At 28.5% G+C, this 15,259-nt stretch carries 18 protein-coding genes; 17 read left to right on the plus strand and 1 reads right to left on the minus strand.

Features of this window, described 5'->3' with window-relative positions:
* Positions 1-45 precede the first annotated feature (45 nt).
* From dnaX to QIA31_RS02910, 13 genes are all read left to right on the plus strand, one after another.
* Complete coding sequence (gene dnaX, locus QIA31_RS02850) at positions 46-1,728, plus strand: DNA polymerase III subunit gamma/tau (protein ID WP_301394174.1); 1,683 nt, start codon at positions 46-48, stop codon at positions 1,726-1,728.
* A gap of 4 nt (positions 1,729-1,732) precedes the next feature.
* Complete coding sequence (locus QIA31_RS02855; RefSeq protein WP_301394175.1) at positions 1,733-2,032, plus strand: YbaB/EbfC family nucleoid-associated protein; 300 nt, start codon at positions 1,733-1,735, stop codon at positions 2,030-2,032.
* 173 nt (positions 2,033-2,205) lie between these two features.
* The gene (locus QIA31_RS02860; RefSeq protein WP_301394176.1) at positions 2,206-2,715 is read left to right on the plus strand and encodes a nucleoside-diphosphate kinase; all 510 of its coding nucleotides are present in this window, start codon (positions 2,206-2,208) and stop codon (positions 2,713-2,715) included.
* 285 nt (positions 2,716-3,000) lie between these two features.
* Complete coding sequence (locus QIA31_RS02865) at positions 3,001-3,528, plus strand: hypothetical protein (protein ID WP_301394177.1); 528 nt, start codon at positions 3,001-3,003, stop codon at positions 3,526-3,528.
* Positions 3,525-4,220, plus strand: a complete 696-nt coding sequence (locus QIA31_RS02870; protein ID WP_301394178.1) for an LptA/OstA family protein — start codon at positions 3,525-3,527, stop codon at positions 4,218-4,220. Before QIA31_RS02865 ends, QIA31_RS02870 begins: the two co-directional genes overlap by 4 nt.
* Complete coding sequence (gene lptB / locus QIA31_RS02875) at positions 4,198-4,989, plus strand: LPS export ABC transporter ATP-binding protein (protein WP_301394468.1); 792 nt, start codon at positions 4,198-4,200, stop codon at positions 4,987-4,989. Before QIA31_RS02870 ends, lptB begins: the two co-directional genes overlap by 23 nt.
* Positions 4,986-5,675 (plus strand): peptidoglycan editing factor PgeF, encoded by a 690-nt coding sequence (pgeF, locus tag QIA31_RS02880; RefSeq protein ID WP_301394179.1) that lies wholly within the window; start codon positions 4,986-4,988, stop codon positions 5,673-5,675. Before lptB ends, pgeF begins: the two co-directional genes overlap by 4 nt.
* Position 5,676: 1 nt before the next feature.
* The gene (locus QIA31_RS02885; protein ID WP_301394180.1) at positions 5,677-6,423 is read left to right on the plus strand and encodes a Nif3-like dinuclear metal center hexameric protein; all 747 of its coding nucleotides are present in this window, start codon (positions 5,677-5,679) and stop codon (positions 6,421-6,423) included.
* Between the two features lie 19 nt (positions 6,424-6,442).
* Complete coding sequence (gene lspA / locus QIA31_RS02890; protein WP_301394181.1) at positions 6,443-6,949, plus strand: signal peptidase II; 507 nt, start codon at positions 6,443-6,445, stop codon at positions 6,947-6,949.
* 36 nt (positions 6,950-6,985) lie between these two features.
* Positions 6,986-7,180, plus strand: coding sequence for a hypothetical protein (locus tag QIA31_RS02895; protein ID WP_363325309.1), 195 nt, complete (start codon positions 6,986-6,988; stop codon positions 7,178-7,180).
* A gap of 13 nt (positions 7,181-7,193) precedes the next feature.
* The gene (locus QIA31_RS02900; RefSeq protein WP_301394182.1) at positions 7,194-8,015 is read left to right on the plus strand and encodes a TIGR00282 family metallophosphoesterase; all 822 of its coding nucleotides are present in this window, start codon (positions 7,194-7,196) and stop codon (positions 8,013-8,015) included.
* 118 nt (positions 8,016-8,133) lie between these two features.
* Positions 8,134-9,417 carry a UDP-N-acetylglucosamine 1-carboxyvinyltransferase gene (murA, locus tag QIA31_RS02905; RefSeq protein WP_301394183.1) on the plus strand — a complete coding sequence of 428 codons (1,284 nt, stop codon included), beginning with the start codon at positions 8,134-8,136 and terminating at the stop codon, positions 9,415-9,417.
* A 556-nt stretch (positions 9,418-9,973) separates the two neighbouring features.
* A complete protein-coding gene (locus QIA31_RS02910; protein ID WP_301394184.1) occupies positions 9,974-11,338 on the plus strand; it encodes an MATE family efflux transporter in 1,365 nt (454 codons plus the stop codon).
* A gap of 199 nt (positions 11,339-11,537) precedes the next feature.
* On the opposite strand, the gene QIA31_RS02915 is transcribed toward QIA31_RS02910, so the two are convergent.
* Complete coding sequence (locus QIA31_RS02915) at positions 11,538-11,927, minus strand: hypothetical protein (RefSeq protein ID WP_301394470.1); 390 nt, start codon at positions 11,925-11,927, stop codon at positions 11,538-11,540.
* A 489-nt stretch (positions 11,928-12,416) separates the two neighbouring features.
* On the opposite strand from QIA31_RS02915, the gene tuf reads away from it, so the two are divergent.
* From tuf to rplD, 4 genes are read left to right on the plus strand one after another with little or no spacing between them, the layout of a single operon-like run.
* A complete protein-coding gene (gene tuf / locus QIA31_RS02920) occupies positions 12,417-13,601 on the plus strand; it encodes an elongation factor Tu (protein ID WP_301394185.1) in 1,185 nt (394 codons plus the stop codon).
* 51 nt (positions 13,602-13,652) lie between these two features.
* Positions 13,653-13,964 carry a 30S ribosomal protein S10 gene (rpsJ, locus tag QIA31_RS02925; RefSeq protein ID WP_002557068.1) on the plus strand — a complete coding sequence of 104 codons (312 nt, stop codon included), beginning with the start codon at positions 13,653-13,655 and terminating at the stop codon, positions 13,962-13,964.
* A 35-nt stretch (positions 13,965-13,999) separates the two neighbouring features.
* On the plus strand, positions 14,000-14,620 hold the full coding sequence (gene rplC, locus QIA31_RS02930) for a 50S ribosomal protein L3 (protein WP_301394186.1): 621 nt from the start codon (positions 14,000-14,002) through the stop codon (positions 14,618-14,620).
* A 9-nt stretch (positions 14,621-14,629) separates the two neighbouring features.
* Positions 14,630-15,259: a 50S ribosomal protein L4 gene (gene rplD, locus QIA31_RS02935; protein WP_301394187.1), complete on the plus strand. Its 630-nt coding sequence runs from the start codon at positions 14,630-14,632 to the stop codon at positions 15,257-15,259.

Here is a 15,259-nt window from a genome sequence, read left to right on the forward strand (position 1 = left end):
ATTTATAGCATTTTGCTTATTAAATTATTGGGAGGTAAAAAGTTAATGGCGTCTTCAAGAGGTACTGCTCTTAAGAAACGCCCCAGAGATTTCAATTCTCTTGAAGGGCAAGATTTTGTTGTTGAAACCCTAAAGCATTCTATAGAGAAAAATAAAATAGCAAATGCTTATATCTTTTCAGGGCCAAGAGGTGTTGGTAAGACTTCATCAGCTAGGGCTTTTGCTAGATGCTTAAATTGTAAAAATGGTCCGACAGTTATGCCTTGTGGAGAGTGTAGAAATTGTAAATCTATTGAGAATGATAGTAGTCTTGATGTTATTGAAATTGATGGTGCTTCAAATACTTCGGTTCAAGATATTAGACAGATTAAAGAAGAAATAATGTTTCCTCCTGCAATTTCTAAATATAGAATATATATTATTGATGAAGTTCATATGCTTTCTAATTCTGCTTTTAATGCTCTTTTAAAGACAATTGAAGAACCTCCAAATTATATTGTTTTTATTTTTGCTACTACAGAGTCACATAAGCTTCCAGAGACAATAAAAAGCAGATGCCAACATTTTAGTTTTAAGCTTTTATCTTTAGAAAATATTTATAATATGCTTAAGAAGGTTTGTTTTGAGGATCATATTAAATACGAAGATGAGGCTTTAAAATGGATTGCATATAAAAGTAGTGGTAGTGTAAGAGATGCCTACACTCTTTTTGATCAGGTGGTTTCTTTTACTAATTCTGACATTAAGTTAGATCAAATAAGATCTAAGATGGGCCTAACCAATGATGAATTTTTAGAGAAATTATCAGTTAGCATTCTTAGTGAAGATGTAAAAGAGTTGATTTGCGTTCTTGATTCTATTTTTTTGGCGGGCGTGTCTTATGAGCAATTTTTGTTAGATTCAATTGAATTTTTTAGAGAGGCATTGTTTTTGAAGATAGGTATTAAAAATTTTGAGTTTATTGGGATTAAATCTGAGGATTTAAGAAGGAAATTAATTAATTTTGATCTAAATTATCTTGAGAGAATTATTGTAGTTTTGCTTGAAACTTACAGGGATTTGCAATTTTCGGTTAATCCAAGATATGAGCTTGAGATTAATTTTATTAAAATTTTAAGACTTAAAAACTATATTCCAAATCATGTTTTAATAAAACAAATTCAAAATCTTGAGGACGATTTATTAGAAAATATGGCTTTAGATTCAAACAAATTTGATGTTTTGGTAAATGAAAAGAGTAAGGCTGATTCAGCTTTTATTCCAACAAAAACTGGCTTAGAGTATGAATTTTCTAAGATTAAATCTTTAGAAAAAGAAAAGACTTGTTGTGATGAAAATTTGTCAACAAAAATTGATAGAAATCTTTTGGAGGCCAATAGCATTAACGAGATTGACGAAATTTTTATTGAGGATGATAATTCAAGTAAAGCAAATGATTTTATTGATATAAGAGATAAGTTTGTCTATATTGTCTCAAGATATATTCAAACTTTAGTTCATTCAGGAGAGGTTGTTATTGATGGCAATATTCTTTATTATAAGGTATTTAGTGAATTCGAGTATAATGAGCTTCAAAATTATAAAGGTGAGATAAGGTCTGAATTTTATAAAGAATTTCCCAATTTAAGCATTGTGTTTCAAAAAAATTTCAAAATTCTTGAAAAGGATTTTGAAAAATTAAAAACTGTAAAAAATATTTTTGGAGCAAGTGAAGTTTTGGAGGGATAAAAATATGGCAGTAAATCCGTTAGATTTTTTGAAAAATATGTCTAATGTTAAGAATAATATTGATAATATTAAAAAGGAAATGTCTAAAATTACTGTTTGTGGTAAAGCCGGCAGTGATATTGTTGTTATTGAGATGGATGGTGAATTTAATGTTAAAAAAGTTTCAATTAATAAGGAATTTTTTAATGATTTAGACAATGATGCTTTTGAGCAAATGGTTAAATCTGCTTTAAATGATGCTGTTTCTAAGGTTAAAGAAGAGATAAAATTAAAAACTATGGGAGTTCTTCCTTTTGGAATATAATTATTAATTTTGTAAAAGCTGTATTATGATTTTTTAATGTAATTTTAAGCGCTTTATAACTTGTAGTGTTCCGTATAAATTTAATTAATAAGATATGCTTTTAGCATTAAATAAATATTTTAATTTTATTTGATGATTTTTTAAATACGTGTCCTAAATTTTAGGAGGATTTTATGTCAATGTTATTGCAAAAAACTTTATGTATTATTAAGCCAGATGGGGTTAGGAGAGGTTTGATTGGCGATGTAATTATTAGATTTGAAAGGGTAGGTTTAAAAATAGTAGCTGCTAAAATGCTTATTGTTAATGAAAGTCTAGCAAAAAAACATTATTTGTATGATGATATTGCCTTTAGGCATAGTGAGTCGGTTTGGAAGTCTTTAATTAAATTTATTTCAAATTCTCCTGTTTTTGCATTTGTTGTTGAAGGAGTTGAAAGCATTGAGGTTGTCAGAAAGCTTTGTGGCGCTACTGAGCCAAGATTAGCCATTCCAGGAACAATACGAGGAGATTTCTCTTATCATAGTTTTAGGTATTCAAATGAAAAAGGTTTTTCAATTTACAATGTGATTCATGCATCTGCAAATGAGGTAGATGCGATTCGTGAAATACCAATTTGGTTTAAAGAAAATGAAATTTTAAACTACAAAAGAGATGATGAATGTGAACACTATTATTGTTAATTTTTATAATCTATTTTTTAAAGCGACAAGTATTAAATTGCTTGCCAATTTAATACTTGTCCAAAGTAAAAGCAATTTTCATACTTTTGTTTTAATTTGTTGCATTTTTAGAAGGATTTTTATAAGAAAACTGTTCTTGAAAGCAGTATTTTTATTTTGCTTTTATGTTTTACATTATAATTGATTATATAAATAAGTTGTTTGATAAAGTTTTTAATGTTATATTGTTATGTTTAACAGATTGTCAATTGAAATAAGAAATTTTTAATCTTGTGAAAAATATTTATGAGAATACTTAGGCTTTATTTGTTATTTTTGTTTTTTGCTTGCACTTTTGATTATGATAAATATTCTAATAGATCTGATGCGGCTAAAAAGTTTCCTTCAATACAGATATTAGGAATCAAGTATTATGATGTTGTATATAATAAAGAGCAAACTGTTTTAGAGTCTTTAAGCTTTAGTTATTTTAATGACTATAAAATTTATAAGGCAGAGAATGGAAGGTTTTTATATCATTCGCTAGATAATGAAATTTCAGGTAAGTTTAATAATTTAGAAGGCTCTTATATTACAAAAGATTTGGATATGAGAGATTCTGTAGAATTTAAAATAGAAGATAAGAATAGTTATTACTTACTTAATTCAAATAGAATTTTATGGAAAAATAAAGATAAGAAGTTGCAATCTCCCCCAAATGAGTTAGTATTAATTAGATTTAATGATAGCAAAATAAAAGGAAAAGGATTTTCTTATTTTTTAAAGAGCAATGTTTTTTATTTTGATTCTGGAGTTGAAGGAATCATGAATTGAAGGATTTGATTTTAATATGGATTTTAATTATTTTTGTTAACAATATTCAAGCAATACAAAAAGAATCTAGGTCTAAATCTGATATGGTTAAGGGAAATCAGGAGAGAAGTACTAATTTTACCTTTAAGTCAGATTTTGCACAAGGAATAGTTTCTTCTTTTTATAAAAAAATTGTTTTAAAAGGGAACTCAGAGGTTGTTTCGTCAGATTTTAAACTTATAGCAGATGAAATTGAAATTTATGGAGAAAATGGATCTTGTCTTGAAGCCAGGGGCAATGTTTTTTATGAAGATTATAAGAATAAGATGCATGTCAAGGCGCAGTTTTTGTTTTTTAATAGAAAATTGGATAATTTTTATCTTCAAAAAGGGGTTGAGCTTGAAGACTTGGAAAACAATATGCTTATTAAAGCAGAAAGAGTTGAAGGTAGTAATAAGACTAATGTTTACATTATGCAATATTCTGTTAAAATATATAAAGATGATACTTTTGCAAGATCTGAGAGTGGGACTTATAATAAAGAAGAAAAAGAAATGATTCTTGAGGGGGTTCCAGCAATTTATCAAAAAGATAACTATTATTCTGCTTCAAGAATAATTTTCAATACAAAAACTAATAGGTATAAGCTTGAGGGAAGCGTTGAGGGAGAGTTTACTCAAGTTGAAAATGATGTTTCTAAAGAAAAAAAATAAAGTAAAAGAAATTAAGGAAAGCCTTAATCTTAATTCTGTAAATAATGTTATTTTAAGAGCGGATAACATTATTAAAAAGTATGGTGAAAAGCTTGCTGTTAATGGTATTACTATCAACATCCATAAAGGTGAGGTTGTGGGGCTTCTTGGTCCAAATGGTGCAGGTAAAACAACAACATTTTATACGATTGTAGGTTTTATTAGGCCCAATGCAGGTAAAGTTTTAATAAATGATTATAATATCTCATCTCTTAATATGTATGAGCGTGCACGGATAGGAATTGTATATCTTCCTCAAGATGCTTCAATTTTCAGGGAACTTACAGTTGAAGAGAATATTATGGTTGCTTTAGAGAGAAGAGAAGATCTATCTAAGGCTGAGCGCAAGATAGAGCTTGTGAGTTTACTTAAAGAATTTGAGATAAAAAGAATACAAAGCCAAAAAGCTTATACCCTTTCTGGTGGAGAGAGAAGACGAGCAGAGATAGCAAGAGCTTTAGCTGTAAATCCTTATTTTTTACTTTTAGATGAACCTTTTGCTGGTATTGATCCTATTGCGATTGGAGATATAAAAGATATAATAAAAATTTTGAAAGAAAGAAATATTGGAGTTCTTATTACTGATCATAATGTGAGGGATGCTTTTGATATAATTGATAGAGCTTATATTGTTTATCAGGGGCAAGTACTTGATGAAGGCGATGTTGATTATATAGTAAGTAGCGAAAAAGCTAAAAAGCTTTATTTGGGAGAAGAATTTAAATTATGAAAACAATAGATCATGAACTTTATTATGAATTTAGGATAGCTGACGATGTTAGAATGATTTATACTAAAAAACCTTTTAAGCTGAATTTAAAAGAACTTAGTAATGATAATTTAGATTTTGTCCCCAAGACAAAAAAAATAAAGTATTTAAAGCAATTGCATACAGATATTATTTATAAAGTTGAAGATGATTTTATAAATTTCCAAGAAGGAGATGGTCTTATATCTAGTTCTTTAGATGTAGTTCTTATTGCTTACTTTGCAGATTGCCTTCCAATATATTTTTATGATTCAGTGAAAAAATTTATAGGACTTGTTCATAGTGGATATAAAGGAAGCTTTAACTTGATTATTCTAAAAATGTTGCTTATGTTTGAAAAAATGGGATCATCTTTTAAAAATTTAAAAATTGTTTTTGGACCTTATAACAGATCTTGTTGTTATGAAGTTTCTGAAATTTTTTTGAAAGAGGTAAGTAATAAATTTAGCAAAGGTTTATTAAATACTGCTTTTGCAATAAGAGATGGTAAAATGTATTTTGATAATGCTAGTTTTAATTTAAATTTGCTTTCTAATTTTAATTTAAATATTTATAATTCAAAGCTTTGTACGCATTGTTTAAAGAATCTTTATTCTTATAGAAGATTAAGAGAAGGTCAAAGCTACGCTTTAATTTGGAGAATTTAATTTGAAAGTAAGGGATTTGTCTTTTAAACTTAATTCAATTTTTGACATAAAGAAGTATGAATATGTTGATAAAAACTTAAACGGTCTTCAAGTAGGGAGCCTTGATTTTGAAGTCACTAGGGTTGCTTTTGCAGTTGATGCTAGCTATTCAACTTTAAAAGAAGCAAAAGGAAATGATTTTTTAATTACCCATCATGGTATTTTTTGGTCAAAAAAAGAGCGTATTGTTTCTAATATGTATGATAAAATGAAGCTTTTGATTGAAAACAATTTAGCTCTTTATTCAATTCATTTACCTATGGATGCTCATTCTGTTTATTCACACAGTAAAGTGTTTTCAGATTTTTTAGGATTAAAAAATCCTTTTGGTTTTGCAAATTACGGGGGGTTTAATCTAGGAATTATTGCAGACTCTGATTTTAGCTTTTCTGAAATTTTAGAAAAAATCAAAAAGGAAAATAAACATATTCTTTTTTCTAAAAAGTTTAAAGAATCAGTGAATAAGGTTGCTATTGTTAGTGGTTCTGGATACTCTTTTTTTGAAGAGGCTTTATATCATGGTATAGATTTGTTTATAACTGGAGATACTTCTCATCAAATATATTCTTTAGCAGAAGAATGCGGTGTGAGCTTGATTTTTGCAGGTCATTATTTTACTGAAACTTTTGGGTTAATTAAATTAATGGAAGATTTTAAAATTCAGGAAGATTTAGAGGTTAAATTTATTTGTAAAGATACTAATTTATAAGGATTATAAGGATTTTTTTATGAGCGCTAAAAGTAAACAGTATTTTAATATTTTTGTATTTATTATTAGCTTAATTTTTTTTGATCAACTTGCTAAGTATTTAGTTGTAAAGTATGTCAAATTGGGTTCAATATATTTTTCCTTTTTTGAGGATTTTTTTAGGATAATACATGTAAGAAACACGGGTATTTTATTTTCTATGGGTTCTAATATTCATTATAGCTTGAAAACAATTTTTTTTCTCATAATGCCTATTTTCATTTTAGTATTTGTTTTTTCTCTTTCTTTGAAAGAGAAAAATTATATTGCCAGAATTTCACTTTTATTAATTTTTTCAGGAGGAGTGGGCAATATTATTGATAGGCTGTTTAGACCCTCTGGAGTTGTGGATTTTTTAGATTTCAAATTTTATGGAATTTTTGGGCTTGATAGATGGCCTACTTTTAATTTTGCAGATAGCTATGTTGTTATAGGAATGATTTTATTTTTGGTTTATGATTTTTTTTATAAAAAGAAAAGCGCTTAATAAATGAAGATTTTAGGCTTTATTTTATGTGCTTTAATGAACTTATCTTTAACGTTTTTAGTTTTTTTTTTAGAGTTTCTTTTAGTTGTTAAATTTAGTTTTATTGTAAAGCCTTATTTGCAATTTATATTGATTTTCATAATGATTATTTTTGCTGTTTTGGTAGGCTATTATGTGTCAATTTTTATTGTAAGAAGTTTGCTTATTAAGTTATTTAAACTGGATCAATAAAAAGAGAGGCTTTGTGTCTTTAAGAGTTTTGATTGCTGGCGAGGTTGTTGGTAAAGCTGGGATTATTGCGATAAAATCTTTTTTATCATCCTTTAAGGTTAGAAAAAGGATTGATTTTGTAATATCTGGTAATAATTTTACTACGGGTTTAAAAGGTCTTGGGAAAAGGCATGCCTTTTTATTGAAAAAGTATGGAGTTGATGTATTAACCTTAGGTGAAAATGCTTTTACAAGGCCTGATTTGTCTGATGATCTTGATAAGTATAATTTTATTTTAAAGCCTTTAAATTGTCCTACAAAATTAAAAGGATATTCTTATTTTGTTTATAATATTAATGGTAAAAAATTAGCTGTGATGAGAATTGTAGGTCAAACTGGAATAACTAAGTATAAATTTAATCATCCTTTTTATAGTTTTGATTTTTTTTATAAAAAAATCAAAATGCAAACAAACAATATTATTGTTCTTTTTGATTCAAATACTACGGCTGAAGTTAATGCTTTGTTTTTTTATCTAAAATCAAGAGTTAGCGCTTGTCTTGGAACTGGTAAAAGGATTTTAACAGCTGATTTGAGAATTTTAGATAATACTGCTATTATAACTGATTTAGGCAGAGTTGGAAGTTTGGACAGCGTTATTGGATATGTCCCCAATTTAGAGGTGGATAAATTTTTGAAAGGATTTTTAAATCAGAGATTTGATGAATCTTGGGAAGGTCTTGGTTTTAATGGTGTTTTAATTGATATTGATGAGAATGGGCATTCTTTTTCTGTAGAGACTGTTAGAGAATATGTAGATTGTAAATCAATTTTAAAAGATGTAGATATTGTTTGATATTCATTTTTTAAGATATTCTTTAGATTTAATTAATTAATTAATTAATTAATTAATTAATTAATTTAATTTGCGAGATTTAATTTTATTAGTTTTATTATGTATAGGAGGATGTGTTGTGTATAGTTATATTGTAGAAGGTGGTTTTAAGATAGGTGGTAAAATTACAGCTAGTGGTAATAAGAACTCTGCTTTACCTTGTATTTTAGCTGCCTTGCTTACTGATGAAGATGTTATTTTAAAAAATATTCCTAATATTAATGATGTGAAAGTTGTTTTAGATATTTTAAGTGATATAGGAGTAGATATTGTAAGAGAGGGAAATACTTTAAAAATAAAAGTTTTAAATATTGTAAAAACAGAAATAGATTCCTCTCTTACAAATTTAATTAGGGCTTCCATACTTTTATTGGGACCTTTTATTTCTAGATTTGGGAAAATAGATATGGCGCTTCCAGGAGGAGATGTAATTGGTAAGAGGCGACTTGACACCCATTTTTATGGTCTTTGCAAGCTGGGTGCTAAATTAAGTAGAAAAGATGGAAGGATTGTTTTAAAGGCAAAAAAGCTTATTGGAACCGAAATGTTTTTAGATGAAGCTTCTGTTACAGCTACAGAAAATATTATTATGGCTTCAGTTCTTGCGGAAGGAAATACTATTATTATGAACGCTGCTTGTGAGCCACATGTTCAAGATTTATGTAATATGCTCAATTCAATGGGTGCTAATATTTTAGGGATTGGTTCAAATATTTTAGAAATAAAGGGTGTTAAAAAATTAAGTGGAACCATATTTAAAATAGGAGCCGATTTTATGCAAGTTGGTTCTTTAATTAGTCTTGCTGCATTAACAGGGGGCGAGTTGGAAATTAAAAAAGCAGATCCCCAACATTTCAGATTAATTAGGCATATATATTCAAGACTTGGTATTAATTTTGAATATGACAGGGAAAATGTATATGTAAAAGATAAACAAGAGTTAAAAGTTAAGCTAGATTTTGGTGGGCACATTCCAAAAATTGATGATGGTCCGTGGCCAGCCTTTCCAACAGATCTTATGAGTATTATCATAGTAACTGCAACTCAAGTGGAAGGTACAGTTCTTATTTTTGAGAAGATGTTTGAATCCAGGATGTTTTTTGTAGACAAGTTAATAAAAATGGGAGCTCAAATTGTACTTTGTGATCCACACCGTGTAGTGGTTACGGGTAAATCTCCTCTTAAGGGCGATATTTTATCTTCTCCAGATGTACGTGCTGGAATGTCTCTTCTTATTGCTGCTTTTGTTGCTGAGGGTCGCAGCGAGATTCAAAATGTTTATCAAATTGAAAGGGGATATGAAGATGTAACTAATAAATTAACTAGCTTGGGAGCAAAAATAAAGAAAGTTAAAAGTCAATAGCTTGATATTAAGCTTTATTATATTATACATGATTTATGGAAAATATTTTTGACAACGAATAAACAGGGGGCATTAATAGGTTGAATTATGAATGGGAATATATTGAATTTTATTCAATTGCACAGTTTAAAGATCTTAATATAAAAATATTATAAAAGAATTGAGAAAAATTTGTAGAGGTATTTTTGATTTTAAGTTTTTGTCTTTATAATGCTACTTATTATTTTAAATAAGTGTTTATTACTCTGCTTTAATTTGTTAGAATAGTTTTAATTTTATTAATTGCTGTTTATTTATGCTAAGCATAAATATTGTTAAATTTTTATATCGGATGTTAATTTTTTGTTTTTAGTTATGTTTTTTAATGCAACAGGTTAATAGATTTATTTGTAGCTTAACCATTGCGATGTATAACACATTAACTGCTAATTGTTTTGACATTGTATGTTGATTTTTAATTTCAAAAATTAAAAATCAAAAATTTATTTATCAATAATAAGTAAATTTGTGGTTAGGGTTTTTATAAAAAAAATATTTTAGACAAGGATAAAATTTTATGTCTACAAATAGGAGTAAGACTAGAGAGTTAATATTAAATGGCAATTTATACAAAGTTCTTTTATTAATAAGTTTTCCTATTGTTATAACCAATATTATTCAAGCTCTTTATGATCTTACCGATATGTTTTATGTTGGTAAGCTTGGGGCCATGCCTTTGTCAGCGCTTTCGCTTGCTGGTCCTGTAAATTTTTTTATTATAGCTATTGCTATGGGTATGGCTACGGGAAGTATTTCTTTAATGTCCAAATGTATAGGAGAGGGAAATTTTTCTCGTTTTTCAAGATATGCAGGACAACTTATTGTTTTAAATTTTGCTTTATCTTTATTTGTTGCTATTTGTGCTTTTTTTTTTATTGAGCATCTTTTAGATTTATTGGGTGCAAAAGGCGAGCTTAAAGAACTTTCAAGAGCTTATTTTTATGTGACAATTTTTGGAATACCTATTATGTTTTTAAGCATTTCAATTACATATATTTTAAATGCTCAAGGAGAAACCATCCTTTCAATGATAATAGTTTTATTTGCCAATATTGTTAATTTTATTCTTGATCCGATTTTAATATTTACTTTTAATATGGGCATTACTGGGGCCGCTTGGGCTACTTTGTTTTCAAAATTATTAACCGTTGCTTTTTATTTGTTTTTGACTTATAGGCTAAATCGTGGATTAAAAATTTATCCGAAGGACTTAGTGTTAGATATAAGATCTATTAAACAAATTGTTAATTTGGGATTACCTTCAACTTTTGGACAAATAATGGTTTCGGTGTCTTTTTTTATCTTCAATTATATCGTTATTGAAATTGGTTCAAAATTTTTGGCGGCCTATGGACTTACAAACACCATTATTTCTTTTTTATTTCTGCCTGCTATGGGAATTGGTACTGGAATTATTTCAATTGTTGGTCAAAATCTTGGTGCCAAGAAAATCAATAGGGTTGGAGAAGTCTTAAAAAAAGGATTTTTTATTTCTTTAGCAATTTTATTAATAATAAATTCAATTGTTCTTATTAATAAAGAGTTTATATTAAGATTATTTACAAATGATTTAGAAGTTTTAAATTATGCTAACAATTATTTATTGTTAACAACCATTGGTACTTTTGGATATGGATTACAACAAGTATTTTTTGGAGGGCTTATTGGGTCTGGTAGGACAAAAATCGCTATGATTATTATTTTTATCAGATTATGGTTCATTCGTCTTCCAGTAGTTTTTATTTTTCAATATTTTGGCATAATTGAAAATTCTTTAGGTTATGCTTTTATAATTTCAAATTATTTATCAATTATAATTTTAATTGGGTTTACTTGTACTCGTTATTGGACTAAACCTATTTTAATTAAAAAATACAAATAGCAATTAAAATTTATTTATATTTGCATTTTAATAAAGAAAATGGTTGGCTTGTTTTTAAATGAGCTTAATGTTTTTGACTTTTAAAATAGATTTTAGATTTTTTATTAATCTATTTTTGAGTTAAATAGTTTATTTGTAATAGAGTTTATTTTAAGTTTAATTAATTTTAATAATTTTGGTTTTAAATTACTTCTCTTTATTATTTTTTTTCAAAAACATATAGTGTATTTTTTCTTTTAGTGTTGATTTTAGTTTTTAAATGGAAAGTTTTTGTCTCAAATCCATTAAGTTTTTCTCTAATTAATTCACCTATTTTGCTGCCTTCTTTAAAAATTGCTAATGAATTTGCATTTATATTTTCTCCACTTCTGTTTTTAAGAGTAATTATTAGATTATTTTTGTTGTCGGATTTATAGTTTACTATTTCTATTTTTTTATTGGTTTTTATAGTGCTAATAAGATAGGTAATTTCTTGCGCATATTCTTTTGATTTTATTGTGCTCGTTTTAAGGCAAGACATAAAAATAATTGAAATGCTAGAAATTGTAAGCATTGACAGTAATTTAAACTTAAATTTTAGAGTTTCCATCATTTTTTATTATATTTTTTTATTAGACTAGTGTTAACCTTTTTGATAAAATAAGGGGGCTTGATCAATTTTAAATTGCGACTAGATTTTAAAAATTATTTACTATTGTTTTGAATTTCATGTTTTTAATGTATTGGTTGAATATTTCTTATTTTAAGTAGTTGCTTTTAAAGCTTGATTTTTTAGTATTTTGTATTTTTCTTTAAGTAATATAAAGCTAATATTAATTTTTAATGTTATTATAATTACTATTAATTAAGCTTAAAAGTTTAAGCATATTGACTATATTTTATAAAATGTGTAAACTTTTGAAGTTATTAAAATTTTTTAGGAAAACACGCAGTGCGGGTCAATTTCTAAAAATTGATTTTTTATTTTTTTGATTATTTGTAGCTATCTTTTATTTTGATGAGAATAAATTTTTTAAAAATTTTTTTAAGAGATTAAATGTAAGTAGCTATTTAAAATGTAAAATTTAGGAGGATAATCATGGCAAAAGAGGTTTTTCAAAGAACAAAGCCACACATGAATGTTGGGACAATAGGTCATGTTGATCATGGTAAAACAACATTAACAGCGGCTATTAGTATTTATTGTTCAAAATTAAATAAAGATGCAAAAGCATTAAAGTATGAGGATATTGATAATGCGCCTGAAGAAAAAGCAAGGGGAATAACAATTAATGCTAGGCATATTGAGTACGAAACGGCTAATAGACATTATGCTCATGTAGATTGTCCAGGCCACGCTGATTATATAAAAAATATGATTACAGGGGCAGCGCAAATGGATGCGGCTATACTTTTAGTTGCTGCTGACAGTGGTGCTGAGCCCCAAACAAAAGAGCATTTACTTCTTGCCCAAAGAATGGGAATAAAAAAAATAATAGTTTTTTTAAATAAATTAGACTTGGCAGATCCTGAACTCGTTGAACTTGTTGAAGTTGAAGTTTTAGAGCTTGTTGAAAAATATGGCTTTTCAGCTAATACTCCAATAATCAAGGGCTCAGCTTTTGGAGCTATGTCAAATCCAGAAGATCCTGAATCTACAAAATGCGTTAAAGAACTCCTTGAATCTATGGATAATTATTTTGATCTTCCAGAAAGAGATATTGACAAGCCATTTTTACTTGCCGTTGAAGATGTATTTTCTATTTCAGGGAGAGGTACTGTCGCTACTGGACGTATTGAAAGAGGTATTATTAAGGTTGGTCAAGAAGTTGAAATAGTTGGTATTAAAGAAACCAGAAAAACTACTGTTACTGGTGTTGAAATGTTCCAGAAAATTCTTGAGCAAGGTCAAGCGGGGGATAATGTTGGTCTTCTTTTAAGAGGAGTTGATAAAAAAGATATTGAGAGGGGACAAGTTTTGTCAGCTCCAGGTACAATTACTCCACATAAGAAGTTTAAAGCTTCAATTTATTGTTTGACTAAAGAAGAAGGGGGTAGGCACAAGCCGTTTTTTCCAGGGTATAGACCACAATTCTTTTTCAGAACAACCGATGTTACCGGTGTTGTTGCTTTAGAAGGTAAAGAAATGGTTATGCCTGGTGACAATGTTGATATTGTTGTTGAGCTTATCTCTTCAATAGCTATGGATAAAAATGTAGAATTTGCTGTTCGAGAAGGTGGGAGAACTGTTGCTTCAGGAAGAATTCTTGAGATATTGGAATAGTTTAAGACTTTAGGGATATATTTAATACTCTTTAAAGTTTAGGAGAATAAATTGATTGCTAAAGATAAGATACGCGTAAGATTATTTAGTTTTGATGTTAAAATATTAGATCAGAGTGCCGAATCTATTGTTAAGGCTGTTCAGAAAGCTAAAGCTCAAATTAAGGGTCCAATTCCTTTGCCGACAAAAATAAAAAAATACACTGTTTTACGTTCTCCTCATGTCAATAAAAAGTCAAGAGAGCAATTTGAGATGAGAACTCATAAAAGGCTTATTGATATCTTAGAACCCACTTCTGCTTTAATGGACTCTTTAATGAAATTGGAGCTTCCAGCAGGTGTTGAGGTAGATATTAAACAGTAAATGATATTTTAAGTATATGAATTTGAGGTGTTTTAATGTTGGGATTGATTGGAAAAAAAGTTGGTATGACTCAGATATTTCAGAAAAATGGCATTGTGGTTCCCGTTACTGTTATAGAGTTTCAGCCCAATTATATTATAGGGAAGAAAACAGTCGATAGAGATGGTTATAGCGCTCTTATAGCAGGCTCTGTTGATCTTAAAGGTTCTAAAGTTTCAAAGCCTATAAAAGGTCAATATAAGAGTTTAAAAGACATTGAGCCTAAAAAATATGTAATAGAGCTTAAGGGGCTTGACGGATATGATGCTGGTGATGAGATTAAAGTTGATGTTTTTAAGTCGGTTAAGTATGTAGATGTTACAGGCACTACTAAGGGTAAAGGTTTCCAGGGGGCTATGAAAAGGTATAATTTTAGTGGTGGGCCATCTTCTCATGGGTCAAAATTCCATAGGCATCTTGGTGGAACAGGACAGGCTACTACTCCTGCAAGAACATTTAAAGGTACCAAAATGGCTGGTAGAATGGGTGGAAATCAACAAACTATTCAAAATCTTGAGGTTGTTTTAATTGATGAAGAAAAGAGAGCCATTCTAGTAAAAGGAGCTGTACCCGGTGCTAAGGGTTCCTTTGTTGTTGTTAAGAAATCTAAAAAGTAGGTATTTAGTATGGAAAGAAAAGTTTTTTCTAAAGATGGGAAAGAGATTGGAACTATAAATTTGGATGATAGAATTTTTAATATAGAAATTAGTCATGGGTCTATTTACAATGCTATAAAAAATGAATTGTCTAATCTTAGGGTTGGAACATCTTCAACTAAAACTAGATCAGAGGTTAGGGGTAGTTCTAAAAAGCCTTGGAAGCAAAAAGGAACTGGTAGAGCTAGAGTGGGCACAAAACGAAATCCTATTTGGGTTGGCGGAGGCATAGCATTGGGGCCAAAACCTAGAGATTATAGCTATAGATTGCCCAAAAAGGTAAAAAGGCTTGCATTTAAGTCTATATTAAGTTTACGTGCCGCTGATGAAAATAATTTTAAGGTTATTGAGAATTTTAATATTGAATCAGGGAAAACAAAAGATCTTGCTTTGATAATAAAAAATTTTGCAAGTTCCAATGGTAAGGTGGTTATTCTTTTGGGCAATGATGATCAGATGATTAAAAGGGCTGGTAAAAATATAAGAGACTTAAAGATTTTGTCTTTTGATAAACTTAGAGTTGTTGATTTGTTTTATGCTAAGAATTTAATAGCTCTGGAATCTGCTGTTATCAAGCTCAATGAGTTTTACGTTAAATAA

Origin of the sequence: [Borrelia] turdi (assembly GCF_030439285.2) — a bacterium.
GTDB classification, from domain to species: domain Bacteria; phylum Spirochaetota; class Spirochaetia; order Borreliales; family Borreliaceae; genus Borreliella; species Borreliella turdi.

What these genes read in the sequence shown, in the direction of transcription:
- QIA31_RS02915 (WP_301394470.1), bottom strand. Translation starts at nt 11,927, where the DNA reads ATGGAAACTCTAAAATTTAAGTTTAAATTACTGTCAATGCTTACAATT.
- rplC (WP_301394186.1), top strand. Translation starts at nt 14,000, where the DNA reads ATGTTGGGATTGATTGGAAAAAAAGTTGGTATGACTCAGATATTTCAG.
- lspA (WP_301394181.1), top strand. Translation starts at nt 6,443, where the DNA reads ATGAGCGCTAAAAGTAAACAGTATTTTAATATTTTTGTATTTATTATT.
- pgeF (WP_301394179.1), top strand. Translation starts at nt 4,986, where the DNA reads ATGAAAACAATAGATCATGAACTTTATTATGAATTTAGGATAGCTGAC.
- QIA31_RS02910 (WP_301394184.1), top strand. Translation starts at nt 9,974, where the DNA reads ATGTCTACAAATAGGAGTAAGACTAGAGAGTTAATATTAAATGGCAAT.
- lptB (WP_301394468.1), top strand. Translation starts at nt 4,198, where the DNA reads ATGTTTCTAAAGAAAAAAAATAAAGTAAAAGAAATTAAGGAAAGCCTT.
- QIA31_RS02855 (WP_301394175.1), top strand. Translation starts at nt 1,733, where the DNA reads ATGGCAGTAAATCCGTTAGATTTTTTGAAAAATATGTCTAATGTTAAG.
- QIA31_RS02865 (WP_301394177.1), top strand. Translation starts at nt 3,001, where the DNA reads ATGAGAATACTTAGGCTTTATTTGTTATTTTTGTTTTTTGCTTGCACT.
- dnaX (WP_301394174.1), top strand. Translation starts at nt 46, where the DNA reads ATGGCGTCTTCAAGAGGTACTGCTCTTAAGAAACGCCCCAGAGATTTC.
- QIA31_RS02860 (WP_301394176.1), top strand. Translation starts at nt 2,206, where the DNA reads ATGTCAATGTTATTGCAAAAAACTTTATGTATTATTAAGCCAGATGGG.
- rplD (WP_301394187.1), top strand. Translation starts at nt 14,630, where the DNA reads ATGGAAAGAAAAGTTTTTTCTAAAGATGGGAAAGAGATTGGAACTATA.
- QIA31_RS02895 (WP_363325309.1), top strand. Translation starts at nt 6,986, where the DNA reads ATGAACTTATCTTTAACGTTTTTAGTTTTTTTTTTAGAGTTTCTTTTA.
- tuf (WP_301394185.1), top strand. Translation starts at nt 12,417, where the DNA reads ATGGCAAAAGAGGTTTTTCAAAGAACAAAGCCACACATGAATGTTGGG.